Source organism: Bacillus sp. PK6-026 (assembly GCF_054161455.1).
This window is the reverse complement of sequence record NZ_CP096418.1, coordinates 3488338-3511649: the sequence shown is the minus strand read 5'-3', so window position 1 is coordinate 3511649 and position 23312 is coordinate 3488338. Positions and strand designations below refer to the sequence as shown.

Genomic DNA, 23312 nt, shown 5'->3' with positions numbered 1-23312 from the left:
AAGGAAGGGATTCGAAAGTGGATTACAGAATTGAAAAAGATACGATGGGTGAAGTCAAGGTTCCCGCCGATAAGTTTTGGGGAGCTCAAACCCAAAGAAGCAAGGAGAACTTTAAAATCGGTTCTGAGAAAATGCCGCAGGAAATTGTGTATGCGTTTGCAATCCTAAAAAGAAGCGCCGCGATTGCCAATGAAAAGCTTGGCAATCTTGAAGCGGAAAAAAAGGAAGCGATTGTTTCCGTATGCGATGATATTTTAGAAGGAAAGTATGACAGCCATTTTCCGCTGGTCGTCTGGCAGACCGGGAGCGGAACACAGAGCAACATGAATATGAATGAAGTCGTGGCAAACAGGGGAACGGCTTATTTGCAGGAAAAAGGCTCAAGCCTGAAGATTCATCCGAATGATGATGTCAACCGCAGCCAAAGCTCTAACGATACATTCCCGACAGCGATGCACGTGGCTGCTGTCCTCGCGATTCACGATAAACTGATCCCGGCGATTGACCGCTTGAGAGGCACGCTGCATGAAAAAGCTGAAGCGTTCAAAGACATTGTCAAAATCGGCCGCACTCATTTGCAGGACGCGACACCGCTGACATTGGGACAGGAAATCAGCGGCTGGGTATACATGCTGGACCGTTCTAAAGAGATGATCCTTGAATCGGCTGACAAAATCCGCGATCTTGCCATCGGCGGAACTGCCGTGGGAACAGGCATTAATGCTCACCCTGAATTCGGAAGCACTGTTGCCGGAGAGATCAGCGCCTTGACCGGACAGACATTCAAAAGCTCGCCTAATAAGTTTCATGCGCTGACAAGCCATGATGAACTGACACACGTTCATGGCGCACTTAAAGCGCTTGCAGCAGATCTCATGAAAATCGCCAATGATGTCAGATGGCTTGCAAGCGGACCGCGCTGCGGAATCGGCGAATTGATTATTCCGGAAAATGAGCCGGGAAGCTCGATCATGCCTGGAAAAGTAAACCCTACGCAAAGCGAAGCGCTGACAATGGTCGCATCCCAAATCATGGGGAATGACGCAACGATCGGCTTTGCCGCGAGCCAGGGGAACTTTGAGCTGAACGTCTTTAAACCGGTGATTATATACAACTTCCTGCAATCCGTTCAGCTTCTTGCCGACGGCATGAATTCATTCCATGACAAGTGTGCCGTGGGAATCGAGCCTAATCGGGAAACAATTGAAAAGAACCTGACCAATTCTCTCATGCTGGTTACGGCTTTAAACCCGCATATCGGATACGAAAATGCGGCGAAAATCGCGAAGCTGGCCCATAAAGAAGGGCTGACGCTGAAAGAAGCGGCGCTCAAACTGAACCTTTTAACAGAGGAGCAGTTCGACGAAGTTGTAAAACCTGAAGAAATGGTGAAACCGAAAGCATAATCAACAAACCGGCTGCATGTATTGCAGCCGGTTTTGTTTTGCGAATCATCCGTGCGGATGGTGCATGTCTTTTTTGATCAATTCAGCGAGTTTGTCCGTTTCTTTTCGAATCGCATCATATTCCTTCAAGTTGGATATCATGCCTTTGATGATGGCGTTTTTGCGCTTTTCTTTTCTAAGCTCTTTTTCCAGAATATCCAGGCTTTCGGCAAGGTCGGCAGGAGGAGCACCGTTGTACTGCTTGTTCGCTTTGACACGCATTTCATTGAGGAGGGCGTCCTTCAGCGGATCAAATGTGTAAAAGGGGCCGAACCACTCGTCTGCTTTTTCGAATGAAATCAGCGGCTGATCATTGCGCTTGATCATCCCCTTTGCCAAATCGTCGAGGCGGTTCAGCATGTGGTCGGCGAGAGACTGCAGGTCGAACGAATGGTGCAGCAAAATCATCAGCTCAAGATAGACATCGCTCATTCCGTTGATCATAAAGCACAGTTCGGCGCTGTACGGTTCAATGTCTTTGCCGTAAATGTTCTGGATGTTTTCGATGTGCAGCCTGAGCGTGGTTCTCCGCATTTTTTTCGCGAACGCTTCAATTTCGTCATTGATCGGCATTGACCGCTCATTAAACTGCATCGTGATAAACTCTTTGTGCTCCAAAATGTTTTCGAAAAAAACGACGAGCTGCATCCGGTACACATCGCGCGGATGGTCATGCTCCGTTTTGATTTTCTGAATTCGGGTAAAGATTCTTTCATAGTAGTAGTGAAGGACTGAAAGGAGGAGCGCTTCCTTTGATTTGAAATAAATGTAGAAAGCGCCTTTTGACATTTGGCACTCTTTTGCAATCTCCTGAACTGAAGTAGAGCTGTATCCTTTTTTTGCGAAAAGTTTGATGGCTGTTTCAATAATGACTTTCTCTTTTTGTTTCATTGCTTTCACCTTCCTGAAAGATCGAACCCGAAAGCGGCTTTCGGCGGACCGTGGTGACTGGCGGGTCACTTTTTCTGCTCCGTTATATTTTTAACTAGATTGTAACTTGTTTTTTTGTTTGATATTATTTATATTATAAAGTAAGGTGACCGAGTGGTCAAAATTTGTGGAGAAAGGGTGAAGGTTGATGAAAGAAATCGATGATATGATCAGGCGTCTGCGCAGCAGGGGAATTAAGGTGGACAAAGTCAAATATCCAAAGCATGTCTTGTGCGAAAAGAAATGGATGAAAAAGCCGAAAAACACGATGAAGCCCAGCTATCGGGATTTCAACGGCTATTCGTTTATATGAAAAAAGACTGCAGCGTCTACAGTCTAATTTCGCGGAACGGATATTGAGTAGCACACACCGGTTTGATCATTCCGAATGGTCATGTCAGCATGGTGGAGCGTCAAGATTCGTTTAACGATGCTGAGTCCAATGCCGAATTCGCCTTTCTTCCCTTTATTAAAAGGCTCATACAGGCTGGAAAGCATCTCTTCTTCAATGTGTGGTCCGTCATTTTTAATGGTGATCAACGTATGTTTTTTCGTCGACCTGACGCTGATTTCAATGCATGTCTCCGCATAGCGGATCTGGTTTTCAAGAACGTTTTCCAACAGCTTGCTCCATTGTTCTTGATCGCCCGTCAACATTGTTTCCTCTTCAAGATCAATCTTCCAGTTCAATTCTTTTTTGGACCATTTCAAGCGTTCAACAACTTCTTTAATGACCTCTTGTATATCAAAAGTTCCGTACTGTCTTTCTTGTCTCAGCAAATAATCAAGCTTTGTCAGATAAAGAAGATCCTTGATTTTCTTTTCAAGTTTTTCAGCTTCGCCTTCAATGACTTCAATCGTGTTTTCCAAATCTCCTTTAGGGTAGATGCCGTCTTTGATCGACTGGGTATACCCGCGGATGACCATGACCGGCGTTTTCAGATCGTGGGAGATGTTTTGCAGGAGCGTGCGTTCTGTCTCATCTTTCTGGATGAGCTTTTGCCGCATGTCCTCAATGGTGTGCCCGAGCTTGCCGATTTCGTCTTCCCTGTCGACAATCACGGGATCATCCCAGTCCTGTTTAGAGATTTGTTTGACGTGTTTTTCAAGCGTGACGAGCGGTCTTGATAAATATTTCGCCAGCCAGATGGAAGGAATCCAGCTCAGCAAAATGACGACAATCAAAATAAACAGCAGCTGCTTAAACAGCGTATGGGACAAATCGTCCCTGTATGAATCAAGCGCATAGGACAATAGCAGAAACGTCTGGTCCTGGGTCTGGATTTTTTTGAGCACAAAGAAAATGTGCTCTCCGTTGACATTCTCCGAATACCTTTTTGAGGACTCGTCCTGTCTTTTGCCGAGCTTCTGAACCTTCTCGATAAATGAATCAGGGAGAATCTGCGGGCTTTGGTAGACGGTTCCTCTCTCAGGCAGCAGGACGTGCTGAACGTGGCGGTTTGTGCTTCGTGAGCCGCTGCTTCCGCCGAAGCCTCTTTCCGGTGAATCGGAAAATCCGTATTCTGTGAGAACATGCTGCTCATTTTCAATGTTCGTATAAATTTCGTCAGTAAAAAAGTTCTGCAGTGTTGTCGAGAATAAAAACGTCAGCAAAATCGAGACCGTTAACAGGATGCCGCAAATGACACTCCAAATTTGAAAGGCGAGCGACCTGTTCTTCATGATTTCAACATCCTGTAGCCGAACCCGTAGATGGTTTCCACTTTCAGTTCGGGCATTTTCTTGCGCAGCCTTCTGACAAGATCGTCAACGACGCGGTCGGTTCCGAAGTAATCGTCTCCCCAGACGCTGGTGAGGATATCCTCCCTTGAAAAGGCGCGGCCTTTGTTGTTTATAAATAGAAGCAGAAGATCAAATTCCTTTGACGTCAAATTGATCATGCTGCCATTTTCATAGACTTCTCTCAAGTCTTCATAGACTTCATAGCAGGAAACCGGCGTTCCTTTCTTCATTTCTCCCGGTTCTTCTTTATATATCAGCTTGAGCAGCTTTTGTACGCGGATGATCAGTTCCCTGGGGAGAAACGGCTTAGATATATAGTCACTGCTGCCCAGCTCAAGCCCCAGCACTCTGTCAATATCGGCATCGCGTGCAGAAATAAAAATGACGGGGACTTCCGGATCATGATTTTTTATTTCTTTTATTAGCGTATACCCGTCGATATCTGGTAACATGATATCGAGAATCCATAAATGAGGTGACTGGCCTATTTTTTGCCTGGCACTTTCACCGTTTAGAAAAGAAGTGACGTGCCAGCCTTCACTCTCTAAGTATTTTGTCAGCAATTCATTTAAATTCTCTTCATCTTCAACTAGATAAATGGAGTATGACAAGGGCGGTTCACATCCTTTCTACGTCATTATACTAGTTTTAACATAAGTCTGGTCAATTTTCATAATTTCACATATTCTTTTCATTTTTATCCCACAATGTTTTCGTAACATACTCATCAGGGAAGAAAGGGAATGAAAACAGAGTGAACGACGGCCGGGTCTCTTTTTTTGTGGATGTTAAAGCTTTTATGCCATTTGCGATAGTTGAAGACAAGAAAAATAAAGGAAGTGTACGCTTATGGATTTTAGACGCGATGACGAACAAAAACATGCAAATGAAGAGCAGCTTCGCGAAGAAGCGCAGACGCCGCAAACGGCAGGTTCTGAGGAGCAGCAGTCAGAACAGCCGGCAAAGGAGCCCGAGCTGATTTTAAAGAAGGATACAGACGATCAGTCAGATCTTACGAATAAAGAAACCGCTGCAGCCCTGGAAGATGCCAAGGAAACGAGAGCGGCAAAAGAAAAGCGGCGTAAGGCTTCGTGGCTGAGCCCGATTTTGGGCGGCATCATCGGGGGCGGCTTAGTGCTTGGAATCTCTCCGTATCTTCCGGGCGATCATCCGAGCGAAACCGCCGGAACCGGACAGACAGAGCCAAAGCAGTCGCAGAATTTCAACACAAAACCTGTTACAAACGCAGATAACGTGCCTGATATGGTGGAAGATTTGGAGCCTGCGATCGTCGGCGTTTCAAATATTCAAACGAGCTTCGGCTTCTCTGAGGACGACGTGGAGGAAAGCGGCACGGGATCAGGCGTCATCTTTAAGAAAGACGGCGGCAAGGCCTACATTATTACAAACAACCATGTCGTTGAAGGCGCTTCGAAGGTAACCATCTCCTTATACAACGGTAAGACAGCGGATGCCAAGATTATCGGCAGTGACGCTTTGACTGATCTGGCTGTTTTAGAGATCAGCAGCAAAGGCGTTGATAAGGTTGCAAGTTTCGGAGATTCCGCAAAACTTCGCGCCGGTGAAAAAGTAATCGCGATCGGGAACCCTCTCGGCCTTCAATTCTCAAGAACGGTTACAGAAGGTATCATCAGCGGTGTCAACCGGACAATTGAAGTCTCCACATCTGAAGGGAATTGGGATATGAACGTCCTTCAGACAGATGCGGCGATCAACCCTGGAAACAGCGGCGGCCCTCTGATTAACAGCAGCGGGCAGGTCATCGGCATCAACAGCCTGAAGATCAGCCAAAGCGGTGTTGAATCACTTGGTTTCGCGATTCCGAGCAATGATGTTCAGCCGATCGTTGACGAGCTTTTGCAAAAAGGAAAAGTGGAGCGGCCTTTCCTGGGTGTGCAAATGATCGATATGCAGCAGGTGCCGGAACAGTATCAGCAAAATACGCTTGGCCTTTTCGGAGACCAGCTCAATAAAGGCGTGTACGTCGATAAAGTATCGCCGAAATCGCCTGCGGCTGATGCGGGCATGAAAGCCGGCGACGTCATCACCAAAATGAACGGCAAAAACGTCGAAACCACTTCAGATCTCAGAAAAATTCTTTATACTGAAGCAAAAGCAGGAGATACCGTCACATTTGAGGTGCTGAGAAACGGAAAGCAAACAACAATGAAAGCAAAGCTTGCGAAAAGCAAATCGTAAATAAAAGCCATGGCGTCTGCCATGGCTTTCAGCGTGTCGCCAAACCCTCGCATTCGTTGTCAAGCCTGCGCGTCGGTGCTCACGAATAGAGGAAGGATCGGCGGCTAACCGCCCAGGCGTCCTGCCTAAACGCCGCCGTCATCACATCCTGTGAAAGTCAGCTTCCGATGCTCGGCTTTCCTAGACTGCAAGGGTTGAGGGTCACGCTGAAAGGATGACAAAATCCCAAAACTAAAAGCCGTTTTGGGATTTTGTCAACAATCTGAAGCCATGGCGTCTGCCATGGCTTTTTTTTATATTACTTGTCCAAAAATGAACTAAGCATCCAAATTTGCTTATCAATTTCCTCTGTCAGGGCGATATAAAGGTCAGCGGTAGAATGGTCTGATTTTTCTTCCGCCAGTTCTATGGTATGCTGAATTTCATCGCGGATTTGACGGTAATCGCTGACAAGTGCGGAAACCATTTCTTCGGCCGTTTTTTCGGATCCGTTTTCCTCGATTGTGCCGTGGTCAAGGTATTCTTTCATTGTGGCAAGCGGCTGTCCGCCGATGGCCAGCAAGCGTTCCGCGACCACATCTGCTGTTTCTGCGGCATGGTTGTAAAGCTCTTCGAATTTTTCATGAAGGGTAAAGAACTGCGGCCCTTTTACATACCAGTGAAAACGGTGAAGCTTCGTGTAGAGAATGAACCAGTTGGACAAATTCGTATTCATTGAGTTTTCAAGTACAGGATTTTGTTGTTTTAATTGTTGAGAGATCATGTGATATTTCCTCCTCGTGTTTTCATTTGTTAATTATATTATAACAAATATAAGATTAAAATCAATACTAAATTATAATTATTTTAAATAACCTTATTTAAACAAATTTTTAATGACCGCGCGTTCCCAAATCCTCCATGGCAGGGCGCTGTGGAGGAGGATCATGAGGCGGACGCCCCTGCCGATCGGATAGCGCAGCCTGTTCAGCCGCTTTTTTACAGCGAGGCGGCAAATCAGTTCAGCCACATCATCAGGGTTTCCGTAATGTTGGCGGTTCGCCGCAATGTAGGCGGAGATTCGCTCAAAATATGTACTGTACCGTGATTCGGCTTCAGGTGCAGTGACCTGGGCGGCAAATGATGTCTCCCAAATCGCCGTCTGATACGATCCCGGCTGGACGACGGCCACATCGATTCCGAATGGGCGGAGTTCGAGGCGGAGGCTTTCTGAAAAGCCTTCAACCGCATGCTTTGATGAAGCATATGCCGAGAAAGCGGGGAAAGCGATCTGTCCGCTGATACTGCTCAGATTAATGATTTTGGCGCCGCTGTGTTTCTTCATATAAGGAAGGACCGCTTTCGTTACCGCCATCAGGCCGAAAACATTTGTCTCATACTGTTTTCTGTAGTCGTCAAGAGAAAGCTCTTCAGCAAATCCGCCGTATGCCGTTCCTGCATTATTGACGAGAACGTCTATCTGTCCGTACGGTTTCAGCTCTTCGGTAAATGTTGAAATCGATTGTTCGTTTGTGACATCTAGTTCAGTGACGGCAATCGATGAATCGATCGAAAGCTCCGCTATGCGGTTCCGCAAAGCTTCCGCTTTTTCGCGATGGCGCGCCGTTGCGATGACGAAATGAGTGCCGGCGAGTTTTAAAGCGGTCAATAAACCAAATCCGCTCGTCGCGCCTGTTACGATGGCGATTTTATTATTCAATGAGTTTCCTCCATTCAAAAATTTTGGCTTGTTGACAAAAAAAGGCTTGTCAGCGGCAGTTTATCATTGATAAAATTTAAAAAGTGCTAAAAGACCTATTTTTTATAAAAAAACGCAAGAGAGAAAGAAGGCAGGGTGACACGATGAATGTTAAACGATCCCTCCTGTTCATTATTGTACTATGTCTGACGCTGTTTTTTCATAGCTCGGCTCAAGCAGGAGAAAAAAACAAACCGGAAATTAAAAGTGTTTCCGCCATATTGATCGATGGGAAATCGGGGCAGGTTCTCTATGAAAAAAACAGTCGCAAAAAAATGTACCCGGCCAGCATTACAAAAATTGCCACGGCGATTTATGCAATAGAAAACGGAAATCTAGAAGATCGTGTGAAAGTCAGCAAAAATGCTGCTCAAACGGAAGGATCAAGCGTATATCTGGAAGCGGGGGAGTCGGTTCCATTAAAACGGCTGCTCCAAGGGCTGCTGATGAATTCGGGAAATGACGCCGGAACGGCGATCGCCGAACATGTCAGCGGAAGCGTGAAACAGTTTGCGGATGATTTGAACGCGTTTATTGCTGAGCATGCCGGAGTGCATGACACTCATTTTGTGAATCCTCACGGACTGTTTGACAAAAATCATTATACGACGTCCGCCGACATGGCGAGAATTACCGAGTACGCAATGAAAAACAAAACGTTTCGAGCGCTTTTTTCGGAAAAGCAAACGTCATGGCACGGGCAGACGTGGGACACGACGCTGAAAAACCATCACCGAATGCTGACAGGTGAGATTCCTTACAAAGGAATAACCGGCGGCAAAACAGGATTTGTGGATGAATCAAAGCATACCCTTGTCACAACGGCAACACGGGGCAGCCTTAATTTAATCGCCGTCATCATGAAGGCCGATAGCAAGAAAATGATGTACAGCGATACAAAAACGCTTCTGGATGAAGGATTTCACAATTACGAGACACAAGAACTCAAAAAGGGAGAGGCGTTTACCGACCAGAACGGAACAAGCCATGAACTGAAAAACCCTTTATACGTGACGAAAAAGAAAGGCGAAGCCCTGAGTGAAAATGTAGACAGCGACGGAATTCTGAACATTAAAGGGGAGGACGGCAGGCTGCTTCAGGCCCTGCAAATCGCAGAACCATTCAGCGCGGAAATATCAAGCGGCACAGATGCTGTTCAAGGCCCGCCGCAAAGTAAAGGCGGATTGTATTTATTTGTGTTCGGCCTAATCGGTTTATTGACGGCCAGCTATGCGGTCAAACGGATGAGGCAGCTGTAATATGATCAGGGAAGAGGCGTGCCGGCTTACAAGCCGGCCGTTTTTTATTTGCCCTGAAAAGCCAAATTTATCTTATAATGGAAACAAGCCAATGAAAGGGGACGGGAACAATGACATTTCATCAACTTAAAGATACGTGGGATCTCGAGGTTTTCTTTAAAGGCGGGAGCGGCTCCGTCGAGTTCCGTCAATATTTAAATGAAATTAAAGCACTGCTTTCAACTTTTAAACGCTCTGCCGAGGCTCTTACCGTCTCAAAAAGCGGTCTTGATGAATTGAAGGAAACACTCGCGCTTTTTGAAACAATTGATGTTAAAATCCGCGAAGCAGACGCTTTTGTCGGATGTCTCCAAGCGCAGGACACTGCGGATTTAAAGGCGAATGCCCTTAATTTTGAGGTCACCCAGCTCGCTGCCGATGCTCAGAAGGCGCTGGTCGTGCTTGACAGCAAATTTGCCGTTGTCTCAAATGAAGAATGGGAAGCGATCCTTCAAGAAGAAGGCATTTCCAATATCGCTTATATTTTGAATGAGAGAAGGGAGCGGGTAACGGAAAAGCTTGGTTCCGAACAGGAAACATTGATTCAAGGTTTGTCTGTTGACGGATATCATGCTTGGGGTGATATGTACGACAGCATCGTCGACCAAATTCAAATCCCGTATGAAGAAGATGGCGAGACGAAAATTCTGTCTGTCGGACAGGCGCAGAACCTGACATCTAAACCTGACAGAAAGATCCGCCGCTCCGTATCGGAAAATTTGGACCACGGCTGGGAACAGCACGCTGATTTGCTCAGCAGCACGCTGAATCACCTCGCCGGTTTCAGACTGAACGTCTATGAGGCGAGAGGCTGGGACAATGTATTAAAAGAACCCCTGGACATCAATCGCATGAAGCAGGAAACCCTTGATGTCATGTGGCAGGTCATTATTGATCATAAAAAGCCGTTTGCAGACTATCTTTCCCGGAAGGCGTCTATGCTTGGGCTGGATAAACTGAGCTGGTATGACGTCGAAGCGCCGATCGGTTCAGCGGCAAAGGAATATTCGTATCAAGAGGCAGCCGCTTTTATTACCGGGCAGTTTAAAACGTTTGGAGAAAAGCTCTCCTCCTTTGCCGAAAAAGCGCTCAGAGACAGATGGGTTGAAGCTGAGGACAGGGGAGGCAAACGCCCGGGCGGCTTTTGCGCCAATTTTCCTGACAGCGGGGAATCGAGAATATTTATGACATTTGCAGGAAGCCAGTCAAACGTTTCCACGCTGGCGCATGAGCTTGGCCATGCCTTTCATCAGGAATCCATGCTGGACGTCAGACCGCTAAACAGGGCGTACGCGATGAACGTGGCGGAAACCGCGTCTACTTTTGCAGAAATGATCGTGGCTGATGCGGCATTAAAACAAGCCGGTTCAGACGAAGAAAAACTCGTCCTTCTGGAAGATAAAGTCCAGCGAAGCGTCGCCTTTTTTATGAACATTCACGCGAGGTTTCTATTTGAAACCCGCTTTTACGATGAACGAAAAAACGGCGTCGTATCCGCCGGAAGACTGAACGAGCTGATGGAAGAAGCTCAGAAAGAAGCGTTTTGCGGCGCGCTTGGCGAGTATCATCCGTATTTTTGGGCATCAAAGCTTCATTTTTATATTACGTCTGTCCCGTTCTACAATTTTCCTTATACGTTCGGCTACTTGTTTTCGCTTGGCATTTACGCGCAAGCGCTGAAAGAGGGGGCTGCGTTTGAAGAAAAATATATCGCGCTCTTAAAAGATACAGCCTCCATGTCTGTTGAGGAACTGGCGATGAAGCATCTCGGCGCCGATCTGACGAAGCGGGATTTCTGGGAAGCGGCCATTCAGCCGGCTGTCCGTGATGCAGAAGCATTGTTAGAGATGATATAAAGGCTTCCGCTGAGAGATTGAATGAGTTTCCGCAAAGTGGACATAGCTAAGGATAATGTGCATAGAGGAGATGAACGGTATGAACCTATTTCGGATGGCCGTTATCGCTCTCGTCATGATCCTGATGACCGGCTGCCGTTCAATAGCGGAAGAACATGCCGAAGGCAAGGAGGCCGTTCCCGATAACGCTCCTGTTTCAGATGTGGAAAGCGTGCCTTACGCTGCATTTGCATTGGAAGTGAACTATGGCCGTGGAAAGCACAATTCGTTTACAGCCGTATACGACAAACAGGAGCGAGAAGAAGCATCGATTAAAGACCACCTGAACGGAGCGGACCGCGAAGGGGAAGAAGCTTTAAACGAAATGAAAATGGTTTTAAGCGAGCTTTCGATCGCCAAATCCGATTCAAAGCAGGACGTGATCAGCAATGTGCTCGAGGCTTTCAATCTTGATGAGCGATATGACCTGTTTCATCTGCGGGTGAAATGGCCGGATGGTACGTCAAAATAAACAAAAGAGCATTTCCAACGGCGGAAATGCTCTTTTTTGCTTACGATTTTAAAAAGTATTTTTCGATGTCATCAAGGAACAGATACGCTGCTTTGACACCGCCGGCCGTCGTCCAGATCGCATCGTCGACTTCGTGGGCGTTTCCGGTTTTGACAGCGTTCAATTTTTTCCAAAGCGGATCGCTTGTCCAATCGTTTTGCCATGTTTCGGCCTCTGTTTTGCTTTCGGCAGGTTTATATGTGAAATAGAACAGGACATCCCCATCCATTTCAGGGATCGATTCTTTATTTTCCGTCATAAAAACAAATTTGTCGTCTTGTTTTTCAAACAGTTTTTCCTGTTTTTCCGGATACTTAAAACCGAGCTGATCCAAGATGATTCCCGGGAAAGAATCTTTATAGTAAATCCTTGATTGGCCGGCCATAAATCTGACAACCGACACCCGTTTCTTTTTCTGGTCACCGAGCTTGTCGCTTAATTCGCTGACTTTTTTATCGAAATCTTCTAAAACTTCTTTGCCCTTTTCCTCTTTGTTTACCGCTTTCGCGTAGAGGGAGAAGTTGTCTTTCCATTCGCCGCGCAGCGTTTCAGAGAAGACAGTCGGAGCAATTTTTTCAAGCTTGTCGTAGATTTTTTCATGTCTCATTTTATTCCCGATGATTAAATCAGGCTTTAGCTCGGCTATCGCTTCGATATTCGGTTCGCCTTCGAGCCCGACTTGCTTAACGCCTTTCATATCGGCTTGAATATGCTTATACCAAGGATCGCCTGTCCAGGATTTGACTGCACCCACAGGTTTGATTCCGAGTTCCAAAAGCGCTTCGGTTCCTTCATTTGTTAGGACGACGACTCTTTTTGGGTCTGCAGGCACTCGTTCTTCCGTACCCATTGCGTGTTTAACGGTGATCGTATCTTTATTCTCTCCGCCCTTTGCAGAGTCATCCTTGCCTCCGCCGCAGGCTGCAAGAATTGAAATCGCTAACAAAGCGATAAATCCAACAATTGACCATCTCTTCATGTGTGTCCTCCTTAGGTATGTAAGTCATTCATCCTGATCATAATTTTTGATCAGAATTTTGTCAATTGTTAATTGAAAATGATTTTCAAGATCAATGTTATCTGATACAATAACCAGTAGATGTTTCAGTCAAACTAGGAGAATTTTAATTTATGCTCTTAAGAACGAATAAATATAGAACAATCGCACTACTGTCTTTTATTTTGGTGCTGGTTGCCGCCGTTTGCGCTAGTATCGTATACGGTTATACGAATACGTCATGGTCGATGGCCTACAAGGCTTTTACCGGCTTCAGCGGCTCTAATGAACATCTTGTCATCAAAAACGTGCGTTTGCCGCGCGCGCTGATTGCTGCAACTGTCGGCGCTTCCCTCGGAGTTGCCGGCGCTTTAATGCAGGCGATGACCAAAAACCCGCTTGCTTCCCCGGGAATTTTCGGCGTGAACGCGGGTGCCGGTTTCTTTGTTGTTGGAGCGCTGTTTTTCTATCACGTCAGTTCGCTTCAGACGATTGCATGGATCTCGTTTTTTGGTGCAGCGTTTGCCGCGCTTGTCGTCTATTTTGTCGGCTCTCTCGGAAGGGAAGGGCTGACGCCGGTCAAGCTGACGCTTGCAGGGGCGGCGATGTCAGCGCTGTTCTCATCATTGACGCAAGGCATGCTTTCCGTTAATGAAGCAGCTCTTGAGCAGGCGCTGTTTTGGCTTGCGGGCTCTGTCCAGGGGCGCGACCTCAGCCTCTTGGTCTCCGTCCTTCCATATATCGTGCCGGCATTCATCATCAGCTTTTTACTCGGGTCGAAAATCAATGTCTTAACGATGGGGGAGGAAGTGGCAAAAAGCCTCGGCCAGAAAACGTGGCTGATCAAAGCGTTGATGGCGGTTTCGATTATCCTGCTTGCCGGGGGATCTGTCGCCGTCGCCGGGCCGATCGGTTTTATCGGTATTGTTATCCCGCATTTTGCAAAATTTATCGTTGGCCACGACCATCGCTGGGTTCTTCCGTACTGTGCCGTGCTGGGAGCCATCCTGCTTGTAACCGCAGACATTGGCGCAAGGTACCTGATTATGCCTGAAGAAGTGCCTGTCGGCGTCATGACAGCCATCATTGGGACACCCATTTTTGTCTATATCGCGAGAAGGGGGTTCCAAAAATGAAAAATTACCGCACGCTGAGAATCGGAAAAGGCGGCATTTCATTGTTGATCGGCAAAAAAGCGCTGTTTTCGTTCGTGATCCTATTGGTGTTGACGGCTTGTGCAGTCATCCTCAGCGCCGGCATCGGTGAACGTTTTATTTCTCCGGGCGCCGTCGCGAAAACGTTTTTGGGCATGGGGGATCCGGGCGATGACCTGATCATTATGTCCTTCAGGATGCCGCGGATTTTGGTCGCTCTGTTTGCCGGAATCTGTCTGGCGGCAGCCGGATCGATCCTTCAGGGTCTGATCCGCAATCCGCTCGCTTCGCCGGATATTATCGGTGTGACCGGCGGGGCTTCAGTCGCCGTTGTCTTGTTTTTAATGCTGTTTTCCAATAAAAACAATGCGCTTACGGTCAGCATCAGCTGGCTCCCGGTTGCCGCATTTATCGGCGCGGCTCTCGCCGGAATGCTCGTTTATTTTCTTTCATATAAAAACGGCTCTTCGACTTTCAGGCTCGTTTTGATCGGAATCGGATTTTCGATGCTTGCCCAGTCGCTGACGACATTGTTTATGATAAAAGGACCGATATACAGAATGTCTCAGGCGAACGTCTGGATTACCGGATCAGTATATGGATCGAACTGGCAGGATGTGAATATTTTAATGCCGGCTGCGCTTGTCCTTTTGCTGATATCCGCAGCCGCCGCCAGAAACGTCAACATTCAGACGCTTGGTGAAGAACTGGCGACAGGAGCGGGCAGCTCGGTTCAGCGGAACCGCTTTTTGCTCCTTCTGCTGAGCACGGCTTTTGCCGGAATTGCCGTTGCCTTTGCCGGAACCGTCGGATTTGTCGGTTTGATGGCCCCGCATATCGCAAGAAGGCTTGTCGGTTCATCATTCGGCGCCCTCTTGCCGGTTGCAGCGCTGATCGGAGGATTGCTTGTGCTGATTGCCGACATCATCGGACGCACGCTTTTTTCTCCCGTTGAAGTGCCTGCCGGTGTGTTTACTGCAGCGATCGGCGCCCCTTACTTTATCTACTTGCTGTATAAAAGCAGAAACCAATAAAAGGAGAGATTTCATTTATGAGTGCCATTTCAACAGAAACGTTAAGCTTAGGTTATGGAGAAACAATCATTATTGATGAGTTAAACTTAACGATCCCAAAAGGTGAAATCACCGTATTTATCGGCAGCAACGGCTGCGGTAAGTCGACTCTCCTTCGGTCTCTCGCACGTTTGATGAAGCCAAAGGGCGGTTCAGTGCTTCTCGAAGGCAGCTCCATCGCCAAACTTCCCACGAAAGAAGTGGCAAAGGAGCTGGCCATTCTGCCTCAAGGCCCTTCGGCTCCGGAAGGCCTGACCGTTCTCCAGCTCGTTAAGCAGGGGCGGTACCCTTACCAAAACTGGCTGAAGCAATGGTCGGCGGAAGATGAAGAGGCCGTGCAAAAGGCTTTGAAAGCGACAAGAATGGAAGAACTGGCTGAGCGCACAGTCGATTCCTTGTCAGGAGGCCAGCGGCAGCGCGCCTGGATCGCGATGACGCTCGCCCAGGAAACGGATATCATATTACTGGATGAACCAACGACATACTTGGATATGACGCATCAAATTGAAATTCTGGACCTTTTGTTTGAATTAAATGAACACGAAAAGCGCACGATCGTGATGGTGCTGCACGATTTGAACCTTGCCTGCCGCTACGCTCACCACCTCGTCGCGATTAAAGATAAAAAGATATATGCCGAAGGCCGGCCTGAATCCATTATCAACTGCAAGCTTGTGCAGGACGTTTTTGAAATGGACTGCGAAGTGACGAAAGATCCGCTTTTCGGCACGCCGCACTGCATTCCGTACGGAAGAGGAAGATGCATCGTCCAGCAGGTGGTTCAGTCCCATGCTTAATTTAACAAAAGAGGAGCTTGAGTCATTGCTTCGTTTTCGCCTTGGAACGAAGCAGACCGGCTCCTTATTCTCTGTTAAAGGAAACAAGCTCCTTGATGAGGATTTTTTAGAACGTTATGTAGAAGATATTAAAGACAGGCTGAACGCTCCGAATCAAAAAGTTGCGGCTTCAATGCTCGTCAAGCGCAGCGGGATGCTGGCTGCGCTGCATTTCTATCTGTTTACGGTTTGGGGAAAGCGCTTGCCAACCGCTCCTGCTTCCGTGTCATGGGAGATAGAAGCCGATGATCGAGGGTGGATGCCGTCGTTTTATTTTCACAAAGGTGCTGAGCTTATCGAAGCGGATCGCACCGAAGAACTGAAAAGATTGACTGAGGATATCTTCAGGTGCCACCTTGGCGGCCTGATCGCGGCCTGTCGGCGGGTATTTTCGATTTCAAAGCATATTCTTTGGGAAAATATTGCCGTTTATCTGTATTGGATGTATGACACGCTTCTGGAAGATCCGAAACTCAAGGCGCGGGCGGCGCAAGATTTTCATTTTCTTCTTTATGAAGCTGAGCCCGGTCTTTTTGAAGAAGGGGCGGACGAAAACCCTCTCAAAAGGTTTTATCCCGGACAGCATGCGGAGGACCGGACACGCACGACTTGCTGTCTGTATTATGCAACAGACAAAAACGGTGTCAAATGCAGGACATGCCCGAGAAATAAACGTAAAGAAAGGGTGTCGTGAGTGGAAAAACTAAAGGAGCAGCTGGATGGACTTGTTGAGAAATATACGGAGCTGCTTTTAGGCGAAACGGACGAAGAACTGAAAGAACAGGTGAAGATGTGGATCATCTACAGCCATATCGCCAAAAGCATGCCGCCCCTCGCCAAGCATTGGAACGGAGCTTATCCGGATGCGAAGCAGGAGATAAAAGAAGTAATCCGCCAAATTAAAGAACGAAATGAAGCGCACCGAGCGGCTAATCAAAAAAAATAAGCAGGGAGACTCCTCTGCTTATTTTTTGTTTATTGGTTTTGCTGATATGGCGACTGGTCTTGCAATGTAGAATGGAACTGCTGATAAGACTGCCGGATTTTCTGGGCATCTTCTGCCTCCACCTTGTACCATCCGTTTTGAAACATCACCTGGTACAATCTGCGCTGTACGTTTTGCGCCTCGTTAAACAGCGGCTGAACGGCTTGGTAAAGCGACTCATGGCTTAATTCATTAAGCGCTGTCGAGTATGCTGCCGTCATGTATTTTTCGGTTGTCAGCAGTTCGTTGACAAAATCCCTGTCATTCATCGCGCTCGTTTTCGGGACAGGAGTTTCCTGATTGCCGATTTTCTGTTGGTTTTGCTGATTCATCATTAACCTCCTATTGCATGTATGCTGACGGGTTTTGCGTTTGATTTTGTCGAAGCTGCTCCAATATCACATTGTAATGGTGATGGTGCATTTGTCCGACCCTGTCGAGTTCTGTTTTAAGAGACTGATCCTGGCACTGGTCCGCCATAAAATGCGCTTTTTTCATTGCGAGCAAGTTCCAGTTCAGCATATCCTGCAAATACAGATGATCCTTTGTTGAAATGACCGGCGGCGGTGTTGTCATTCCTTGCTGTTGCTGCATGAGTCTGCCTCCTTTTAGCGTTTATTTTTAGATTTCCTAACACAGCGGAAATTTATACCGGATGCTTAAAGGGGGCTTAGTGATCTTCAGGAACATCCATATTATGCTTTTTATATTGCTGGTTTTGGCTTGTCCGTTTTCCGCCCGCATCCGCCTTTTTATAATCCGGACCTGCATTGCCTTTTATGCTTGCGGCGCTGACTGCGGCTGAAGATGGATTTTTTCTTTCACGTACCAAGGCCTTCACCTCCCTCTCTATTGGTTTGTCCCAAAAGCGGGGAAACATGTAACCGCGGCAAAATAATACCCGCTGAAAAAATTTCAGAAATTTTGCACCAAGTTATTGAACTCGCTTCCAAAATCTTTTAAGATGAAAGAAGACAGGAGAGTTTATTTTTTTGGAGCAAAAATGAATGAGTATTCATTCAAAGTAGGGGAGGATCTTTCATGGTCAAGCATATTCGTAAGGCCGCCGTTATCGGTTCCGGTGTAATGGGTTCCGGAATCGCGGCTCACTTAGCCAATATCGGGATTCCTGTGTTACTGCTCGATATGGTGCCGCGTGAATTAACAGATGAGGAAAGAAAAAAAGGCCGCACCCTTGAAGACCCGGATGTGCGCAACCGGCTGGCACAGTCAGCCGTACAAAAGCTGCTAAAGCAAAAACCGGCTCCGCTGACATCGAAGAAGAATATCAGCCGTATCAGCACAGGGAACATGGAAGACGATTTTGAAAAAATTAAAGATGCCGACTGGATTATTGAAGTGGTTGTCGAAAACCTGGAGATCAAGAAGCAAGTGTTTTCAAAGGTCGATCAATACAGAAAACACGGAAGCATCGTCAGCAGCAATACATCAGGCATCTCCGTCAGGCAGATGGCGGAGGGAAGGTCCGCTGATTTTAAAAAGCACTTTTTAGGAACGCACTTTTTTAACCCGGCCCGCTATTTAAAGCTGCTTGAGGTGATTCCGATTGATGAAACGGATCCCGGGGTGCTGGACTTTATGAAGAAATTCGGCGAAGACGTCCTTGGCAAAGGGGTTGTTGAAGCGAAAGACACGCCAAACTTTATCGCCAACCGCATCGGAACCTACGGCTTGCTTGTCGCGGTTCAGGAAATGCTGAAAGGCGGCTACACGATAGGCGAAGTCGATTCGATTACAGGCCCGCTGATCGGACGCCCGAAAAGCGCAACTTTCAGAACGCTCGATGTCGTCGGGCTTGATACATTTTCGCACGTTGCCAAAAATGTCTATAACCAAGTCACTGGCGAAGAAAAAAACGTTTTCCGGCTGCCTGAATTTATTGAACAAATGCTCGAAAAAGGCTGGATCGGAAGCAAAGCGAAACAAGGTTTTTACAAAAAAGAAGGAAAAGACATCCTTGAGCTCGATCCGATGACGATGACCTACAGCAAACGCCAAACATTAAAAACATCGGGACTTGAAGCGGCCAAGCAAATGAAAGGCGCAGGAGCGAGATTGAAAGCGCTTGTTTATTCAGATGACAGAGCGGGAAGCCTTCTTTGGAACATGACAGCTCCGACGCTTGTCTATTCGGCTGAGCTGACAGGGGAAATTGCTGACAGCATAACGGCGATTGATCAGGCGATGAAATGGGGGTTCGGCTGGTCGGAAGGTCCGTTTGAAATGTGGGACAGCATCGGTGTGAAAAACGCGGTGCAAAAGCTTGAAGCAGAGGGCTGGAAAGTCGCGGACTGGGTGAAGGAAATGCTCGCAAAAGGACATGAGACCTTCTACCTTAGAGAAAACGGAAAGACGTTCTGCTACTGTTTTGAAAGCGGCGAATACAGGGCGCTTCAAGAAAACAAGAGAACGATCCATTTGTCGTCACTCAAAGAAACAAAAGGCGTCATCAAGAAAAACAGCGGGGCAAGTTTGATCGATTTAGGCGATGATGTCGCACTGCTCGAATTTCATTCGAAAAGCAATGCAATCGGCCTCGACATCATCCAAATGCTCAAATTCGCTCTTGAGGAAGTAGATGCCAATTATAAAGGACTTGTGATCGGCAACCAGGGCAAAAATTTCTGCGTCGGAGCCAATCTTGCGATGATGCTGATGGAAGCCCAAGACGACAACTATATGGAAATTGACATGATCATCCGTCAGTTCCAGGAGACGATGATGAAAGTGAAATACAGTACCAAGCCGGTCGTCGCTGCTCCGTTCGGGATGACGCTTGGCGGAGGGACTGAGCTTTGTCTGCCTGCAGCCCGTGTTCAAGCTTCAAGTGAATCATACATGGGCCTCGTTGAAACAGGCGTCGGCCTGATTCCGGGCGGCGGAGGCAATAAAGAGCTTTATTTAAACTACTTGAAAGGGCTGCCTGAAGGCGTTAAACCGGATATCCAGGAGGCCGCCATCAAAACGTTTGAGACAATTGCTCTTGCAAAAACGTCGACTTCGGCTCATGAAGCGAAAGAGCTGAACATCTTAACTGCAGAGGATCAAATCAGCATCAACCAGGATCACTTGTTATACGATGCTAAAAAACTCGTCCTGACACTTTCCGAAAGTGGCTACCGTCCGCCGGTGAAAAAGAAAGTTCCGGTGACAGGCGAAACCGGCTATGCGGCGCTCCTGCTCGGTGCGGAATCGTTAAAGCTGTCCGGCGCCATCTCTGAACACGACATGAAGATAGCGAAAAAGCTGGCGTTTGTCATTGCGGGCGGGAGGGTTCCGTTCGGCGCTGAAGTAACGGAAGAATACTTGCTCAATTTGGAAAGAGAAGCTTTCCTGAGCCTTGTGAGCGAACCGAAAACGCAGGCGAGAATGCAGCATATGCTTGTAAAAGGCAAACCTTTGCGTAATTAAGGAGGGAAAATAATGAAAGAGGCAGTTATTGTATCGGGAGCGAGAACCCCGATCGGAAAAGCAAAAAAAGGCTCATTGAGGACTGTCCGTCCCGATGATTTAGGCGCATATGCAGTGAGAGAGACGTTGAAAAGAGCTGGCGGTTATGAAGGGAATATCGATGATTTAATCATCGGCTGCGCTACGCCGGAAGCCGAACAAGGGTTGAATATGGCGCGCAATATCGGCGCGCTTGCCGGGCTGCCGCACACAGTTCCGGCCGTTACGATCAACAGATATTGTTCTTCAGGACTTCAATCGATCGCTTACGGGGCCGAAAAAATCATGCTTGGAGCTGCCGACACGGTCATTGCCGGCGGCGCTGAATCGATGAGCATCGTGCCGATGATGGGACATATCGTCAGACCGAACGCGGCGCTCGCGGAAACAGCTCCTGAATATTATATGGGAATGGGCCATACGGCTGAACAGGTTGCCGTTAAATACGGCGTTTCCAGGGATGATCAGGATGCATTTGCCGTCAGCAGCCATCAAAAAGCAGCCAAAGCGATCGCGGAAGGAAAGTTCGAAGATGAAATCGTCCCGGTGGACGTCACCGTCAGAGAAGTGGATGACCATCACAAGCTGAAGGAGCGGACGTTTACTTTCTCTGCCGATGAAGGTGTGCGCCCGGAGACAACGAAAGACGTTCTGTCAACGTTAAAACCGGCGTTTTCGGCGGACGGTTCTGTTACGGCAGGGAATTCATCGCAGACGAGCGACGGGGCGGCCGCAGTGATGATCATGGACAGAGAAAAAGCGGATGCGCTTGGGTTAAAGCCCCTCGCAAGGTTCCGTTCGTTCGCAGTCGGCGGCGTTCCGCCGGAGGTGATGGGCATCGGTCCTGTTGAAGCTGTTCCAAGGGCGCTGAAGATGGCGGGACTTGAGCTCTCTGATATCGGTTTATTCGAATTAAATGAAGCATTTGCATCACAAGCGATCCAGGTGATCAGGTCGCTTGGCATCGATGAAGAAAAAGTCAATGTCAACGGTGGAGCGATTGCGCTCGGACATCCGCTCGGCTGCACGGGCACAAAGCTCACGCTGACATTGATCCACGAAATGCGGCGGAGAAGCGAGCAATTCGGCGTTGTAACAATGTGTATCGGCGGAGGCATGGGAGCAGCAGGGGTATTCGAATTAGTTTAATCACAAGGGGGATGGAACAATGGAACAAACAAAAGACCATATGAAAAAAGGCGGAGCCTTTCTGATCGAAGAGGTGACGGCTGATCAGCTGTTTACACCGGAAGATTTCACAGATGAACATAAAATGATTGCCAAAACGACTGAAGATTATATTCTCGGAGATGTTTTGCCATACATCGACGAAATTGAAGAGCACAATTTCGATCACTCTGTCAGGCTCCTGAAAAAAGCTGGAGAACTCGGGCTTCTCGGTGCTGACGTTCCTGAAGAGTATGGCGGACTCGGGCTCGATAAAATCAGCTCGGCGCTGATTACCGAAAAATTCTCAAGAGCGGGAAGCTTTTCGTTATCGTACGGGGCGCACGTCGGGATCGGCACGCTTCCGATCGTATTTTTCGGAACCGAGGAGCAAAAGAAAAAGTATCTGCCGTCCCTTGCAACAGGGGAAAAATTTGCAGCCTATGCCTTAACAGAGCCTGGCTCCGGATCTGATGCATTAGGGGCAAAAACAACGGCCGTTTTGAATGAGGCGGGAACCCACTATATATTAAACGGTGAAAAGCAATGGATTACAAACTCAGCTTTTGCCGATGTTTTCATCGTCTACGCGAAAATAGACGGCGAACATTTTTCGGCCTTCATTGTGGAAAAAGATTACGAAGGTGTTTCCACAGGGCCTGAAGAGAAAAAAATGGGCATCAAAGGCTCTTCGACCCGTACGCTCATCTTAGACCAGGTTCAAGTTCCGAAAGAAAACCTTTTAGGCGAACCGGGAAAAGGGCATGTCATCGCCTTCAATATTTTAAATATCGGCCGCTATAAGCTTGCTGTCGGGACAATCGGCGCTTCCAAACGGGTCATCGAGCTGTCCGCTTCATACGCCAATCAGCGCCAGCAATTTAAGACGCCGATTTCAAAGTTCAGCTTAATCGGGGAAAAAATCGCCACTATGTCAGCCAGACTTTATGCGATGGAAAGCTCTGTTTATCGTACGGTCGGGCTGTTTGAAGACAAAATGGGCACCTTGAGCGAAGAAGAGCAAAAAGACGGGCGCCAGGTCGCGAAATCGATCGCTGAATATGCAATCGAATGCTCCCTTAACAAAGTATTTGGATCTGAAACGCTTGATTATATCGTTGATGAAGGCGTCCAAATCCACGGCGGTTACGGATTCATGCAGGAATACGAAGTGGAGCGGGCTTACCGCGATTCACGGATCAACCGGATTTTTGAAGGCACAAATGAAATCAACCGTCTCATCGTCCCGGGCACATACTTGAAAAAAGCGATGAAAGGCGAGCTTCCTCTGTTTGAGAAAGCGAAGGCGCTTCAGGAAGAACTGATGATGCTCATGCCTGAAGAACCAGGTGACGGCGTTTTGGAACAGGAAAAGTATCTGCTGAGAAACGCCAAAAAAATCGCGCTCATGATCGCGGGACTCGCCGCGCAAAAATATGGAAAAGCGCTCGACCAGGAGCAGGAAATCCTCGTGAATATCGCCGACATTGTCAGCCAGGTCTACGCCATGGAAGCAGCTATTTTGCGTACAGAAAAAGCCATCCAGGCAACCGGGGAAGACAAAAACGCCCAGAAAATTCTTTATACGCAGATTTTTGCACAAGTTGCCTTTCAGGAAATTGAAAGCCATGCCAAGGAATCGCTCATTGCGATGGAATCAGGTGATTCGCTGCGGATGATGCTGTCCGCGCTCCGCAAATTGACGCGCTTTACGCCTGTCAATGTCATTGAGAAAAAGCGCCAGGCAGCCAAGGGAGTCTTTGAAGCTGAGAAATATATCGTTTAAACGAAAAGCCCTGCTTAGGCGGGGTTTTTAGCTGTTATAGAATGGAGCACGGTTTTAGGTTTT

At 47.6% G+C, this 23312-nt stretch carries 23 protein-coding genes; 14 read left to right on the top strand and 9 right to left on the bottom strand.

All coding sequences use genetic code 11. From position 1 onward, the window contains the following. Positions 1 to 17 precede the first annotated feature (17 nt). The gene (gene fumC / locus M1D59_RS17965; protein ID WP_095292311.1) at positions 18 to 1406 is read left to right on the top strand and encodes a class II fumarate hydratase; all 1389 of its coding nucleotides are present in this window, start codon (positions 18 to 20) and stop codon (positions 1404 to 1406) included. 45 nt (positions 1407 to 1451) lie between these two features. Here fumC and M1D59_RS17960 read toward each other — a convergent pair whose 3' ends face one another. Beyond that, complete coding sequence (locus tag M1D59_RS17960; RefSeq protein ID WP_023856229.1) at positions 1452 to 2336, bottom strand: TetR/AcrR family transcriptional regulator; 885 nt, start codon at positions 2334 to 2336, stop codon at positions 1452 to 1454. Between the two features lie 187 nt (positions 2337 to 2523). Between M1D59_RS17960 and spxO the strand changes: the two genes are divergently transcribed. Further along, complete coding sequence (gene spxO, locus M1D59_RS17955; RefSeq protein WP_023856228.1) at positions 2524 to 2688, top strand: anti-adapter protein SpxO; 165 nt, start codon at positions 2524 to 2526, stop codon at positions 2686 to 2688. Between the two features lie 23 nt (positions 2689 to 2711). On the opposite strand, the gene M1D59_RS17950 is transcribed toward spxO, so the two are convergent. Both M1D59_RS17950 and M1D59_RS17945 read right to left on the bottom strand, forming a co-directional pair. After that, positions 2712 to 4058 carry a sensor histidine kinase gene (locus M1D59_RS17950; protein ID WP_026580088.1) on the bottom strand — a complete coding sequence of 449 codons (1347 nt, stop codon included), beginning with the start codon at positions 4056 to 4058 and terminating at the stop codon, positions 2712 to 2714. Then, a complete protein-coding gene (locus M1D59_RS17945) occupies positions 4055 to 4729 on the bottom strand; it encodes a response regulator transcription factor (protein WP_023856226.1) in 675 nt (224 codons plus the stop codon). The genes M1D59_RS17950 and M1D59_RS17945 overlap by 4 nt, the downstream gene beginning before the upstream one ends. Positions 4730 to 4967: 238 nt before the next feature. On the opposite strand from M1D59_RS17945, the gene M1D59_RS17940 reads away from it, so the two are divergent. Continuing rightward, positions 4968 to 6338, top strand: a complete 1371-nt coding sequence (locus tag M1D59_RS17940; protein ID WP_105981212.1) for a S1C family serine protease — start codon at positions 4968 to 4970, stop codon at positions 6336 to 6338. 298 nt (positions 6339 to 6636) lie between these two features. Here the strand turns inward: M1D59_RS17940 and M1D59_RS17935 are convergent, their stop codons facing one another. Both M1D59_RS17935 and M1D59_RS17930 read right to left on the bottom strand, forming a co-directional pair. Further along, positions 6637 to 7101, bottom strand: coding sequence for a Dps family protein (locus M1D59_RS17935; protein ID WP_020452896.1), 465 nt, complete (start codon positions 7099 to 7101; stop codon positions 6637 to 6639). A gap of 93 nt (positions 7102 to 7194) precedes the next feature. Next, on the bottom strand, positions 7195 to 8037 hold the full coding sequence (locus M1D59_RS17930; protein WP_229129288.1) for an oxidoreductase: 843 nt from the start codon (positions 8035 to 8037) through the stop codon (positions 7195 to 7197). 143 nt (positions 8038 to 8180) lie between these two features. On the opposite strand from M1D59_RS17930, the gene M1D59_RS17925 reads away from it, so the two are divergent. From M1D59_RS17925 to M1D59_RS17915, 3 genes are all read left to right on the top strand, one after another. Next, entirely contained in the window at positions 8181 to 9335 is a 1155-nt protein-coding gene (locus M1D59_RS17925; protein ID WP_026580086.1) for a D-alanyl-D-alanine carboxypeptidase family protein, read from the top strand. 110 nt (positions 9336 to 9445) lie between these two features. Beyond that, entirely contained in the window at positions 9446 to 11230 is a 1785-nt protein-coding gene (locus tag M1D59_RS17920; protein ID WP_026580085.1) for a M3 family oligoendopeptidase, read from the top strand. A gap of 79 nt (positions 11231 to 11309) precedes the next feature. Then, on the top strand, positions 11310 to 11741 hold the full coding sequence (locus M1D59_RS17915) for a YusW family protein (protein ID WP_458117563.1): 432 nt from the start codon (positions 11310 to 11312) through the stop codon (positions 11739 to 11741). 40 nt (positions 11742 to 11781) lie between these two features. On the opposite strand, the gene M1D59_RS17910 is transcribed toward M1D59_RS17915, so the two are convergent. Then, on the bottom strand, positions 11782 to 12759 hold the full coding sequence (locus tag M1D59_RS17910) for an ABC transporter substrate-binding protein (protein WP_020452891.1): 978 nt from the start codon (positions 12757 to 12759) through the stop codon (positions 11782 to 11784). A 152-nt stretch (positions 12760 to 12911) separates the two neighbouring features. Here M1D59_RS17910 and M1D59_RS17905 point away from each other — a divergent pair, with 152 nt between their 5' ends. Genes M1D59_RS17905 through M1D59_RS17885 form a run of 5 tightly spaced genes read left to right on the top strand, consistent with a single transcriptional unit; the run spans position 12912 to position 16786 of the window. Continuing rightward, complete coding sequence (locus tag M1D59_RS17905) at positions 12912 to 13913, top strand: FecCD family ABC transporter permease (protein ID WP_020452890.1); 1002 nt, start codon at positions 12912 to 12914, stop codon at positions 13911 to 13913. Beyond that, positions 13910 to 14965, top strand: a complete 1056-nt coding sequence (locus M1D59_RS17900; protein ID WP_035400297.1) for a FecCD family ABC transporter permease — start codon at positions 13910 to 13912, stop codon at positions 14963 to 14965. The genes M1D59_RS17905 and M1D59_RS17900 overlap by 4 nt, the downstream gene beginning before the upstream one ends. A 17-nt stretch (positions 14966 to 14982) precedes the next feature. After that, a complete protein-coding gene (locus tag M1D59_RS17895) occupies positions 14983 to 15801 on the top strand; it encodes an ABC transporter ATP-binding protein (protein WP_020452888.1) in 819 nt (272 codons plus the stop codon). After that, entirely contained in the window at positions 15794 to 16534 is a 741-nt protein-coding gene (locus M1D59_RS17890) for an IucA/IucC family C-terminal-domain containing protein (RefSeq protein ID WP_103750111.1), read from the top strand. The genes M1D59_RS17895 and M1D59_RS17890 overlap by 8 nt, the downstream gene beginning before the upstream one ends. After that, a complete protein-coding gene (locus tag M1D59_RS17885; RefSeq protein ID WP_020452886.1) occupies positions 16535 to 16786 on the top strand; it encodes a YusU family protein in 252 nt (83 codons plus the stop codon). A gap of 29 nt (positions 16787 to 16815) precedes the next feature. Here M1D59_RS17885 and M1D59_RS17880 read toward each other — a convergent pair whose 3' ends face one another. The 3 genes from M1D59_RS17880 to M1D59_RS17870 form a co-directional block, all read right to left on the bottom strand. Further along, entirely contained in the window at positions 16816 to 17157 is a 342-nt protein-coding gene (locus M1D59_RS17880; RefSeq protein ID WP_103750110.1) for a spore coat protein, read from the bottom strand. 10 nt (positions 17158 to 17167) lie between these two features. Beyond that, positions 17168 to 17419, bottom strand: a complete 252-nt coding sequence (locus M1D59_RS17875) for a hypothetical protein (protein ID WP_023856221.1) — start codon at positions 17417 to 17419, stop codon at positions 17168 to 17170. A gap of 76 nt (positions 17420 to 17495) precedes the next feature. Further along, the gene (locus tag M1D59_RS17870) at positions 17496 to 17657 is read right to left on the bottom strand and encodes a YuzL family protein (RefSeq protein ID WP_020452884.1); all 162 of its coding nucleotides are present in this window, start codon (positions 17655 to 17657) and stop codon (positions 17496 to 17498) included. 209 nt (positions 17658 to 17866) lie between these two features. Here M1D59_RS17870 and M1D59_RS17865 point away from each other — a divergent pair, with 209 nt between their 5' ends. Genes M1D59_RS17865 through M1D59_RS17855 form a run of 3 tightly spaced genes read left to right on the top strand, consistent with a single transcriptional unit; the run spans position 17867 to position 23249 of the window. Beyond that, positions 17867 to 20257: a 3-hydroxyacyl-CoA dehydrogenase/enoyl-CoA hydratase family protein gene (locus tag M1D59_RS17865; RefSeq protein WP_146874768.1), complete on the top strand. Its 2391-nt coding sequence runs from the start codon at positions 17867 to 17869 to the stop codon at positions 20255 to 20257. 12 nt (positions 20258 to 20269) lie between these two features. Next, a complete protein-coding gene (locus M1D59_RS17860; protein ID WP_458117562.1) occupies positions 20270 to 21445 on the top strand; it encodes an acetyl-CoA C-acetyltransferase in 1176 nt (391 codons plus the stop codon). Positions 21446 to 21464: 19 nt separating this feature from the next. Further along, complete coding sequence (locus tag M1D59_RS17855) at positions 21465 to 23249, top strand: acyl-CoA dehydrogenase family protein (RefSeq protein WP_145654530.1); 1785 nt, start codon at positions 21465 to 21467, stop codon at positions 23247 to 23249. Positions 23250 to 23312 lie beyond the last annotated feature (63 nt).

Bases quoted from the DNA above. Each gene is read 5' to 3' on its own strand.
- M1D59_RS17950 (WP_026580088.1), bottom strand. From the start codon at position 4,058: ATGAAGAACAGGTCGCTCGCCTTTCAAATTTGGAGTGTCATTTGCGGC.
- M1D59_RS17895 (WP_020452888.1), top strand. From the start codon at position 14,983: ATGAGTGCCATTTCAACAGAAACGTTAAGCTTAGGTTATGGAGAAACA.
- M1D59_RS17910 (WP_020452891.1), bottom strand. From the start codon at position 12,759: ATGAAGAGATGGTCAATTGTTGGATTTATCGCTTTGTTAGCGATTTCA.
- M1D59_RS17890 (WP_103750111.1), top strand. From the start codon at position 15,794: ATGCTTAATTTAACAAAAGAGGAGCTTGAGTCATTGCTTCGTTTTCGC.
- M1D59_RS17905 (WP_020452890.1), top strand. From the start codon at position 12,912: ATGCTCTTAAGAACGAATAAATATAGAACAATCGCACTACTGTCTTTT.
- M1D59_RS17935 (WP_020452896.1), bottom strand. From the start codon at position 7,101: ATGATCTCTCAACAATTAAAACAACAAAATCCTGTACTTGAAAACTCA.
- M1D59_RS17865 (WP_146874768.1), top strand. From the start codon at position 17,867: ATGGTCAAGCATATTCGTAAGGCCGCCGTTATCGGTTCCGGTGTAATG.
- M1D59_RS17880 (WP_103750110.1), bottom strand. From the start codon at position 17,157: ATGAATCAGCAAAACCAACAGAAAATCGGCAATCAGGAAACTCCTGTC.
- M1D59_RS17860 (WP_458117562.1), top strand. From the start codon at position 20,270: ATGAAAGAGGCAGTTATTGTATCGGGAGCGAGAACCCCGATCGGAAAA.
- M1D59_RS17875 (WP_023856221.1), bottom strand. From the start codon at position 17,419: ATGCAGCAACAGCAAGGAATGACAACACCGCCGCCGGTCATTTCAACA.
- M1D59_RS17915 (WP_458117563.1), top strand. From the start codon at position 11,310: ATGAACCTATTTCGGATGGCCGTTATCGCTCTCGTCATGATCCTGATG.
- M1D59_RS17925 (WP_026580086.1), top strand. From the start codon at position 8,181: ATGAATGTTAAACGATCCCTCCTGTTCATTATTGTACTATGTCTGACG.
- spxO (WP_023856228.1), top strand. From the start codon at position 2,524: ATGAAAGAAATCGATGATATGATCAGGCGTCTGCGCAGCAGGGGAATT.
- M1D59_RS17940 (WP_105981212.1), top strand. From the start codon at position 4,968: ATGGATTTTAGACGCGATGACGAACAAAAACATGCAAATGAAGAGCAG.
- M1D59_RS17900 (WP_035400297.1), top strand. From the start codon at position 13,910: ATGAAAAATTACCGCACGCTGAGAATCGGAAAAGGCGGCATTTCATTG.
- M1D59_RS17855 (WP_145654530.1), top strand. From the start codon at position 21,465: ATGGAACAAACAAAAGACCATATGAAAAAAGGCGGAGCCTTTCTGATC.
- M1D59_RS17920 (WP_026580085.1), top strand. From the start codon at position 9,446: ATGACATTTCATCAACTTAAAGATACGTGGGATCTCGAGGTTTTCTTT.
- M1D59_RS17960 (WP_023856229.1), bottom strand. From the start codon at position 2,336: ATGAAACAAAAAGAGAAAGTCATTATTGAAACAGCCATCAAACTTTTC.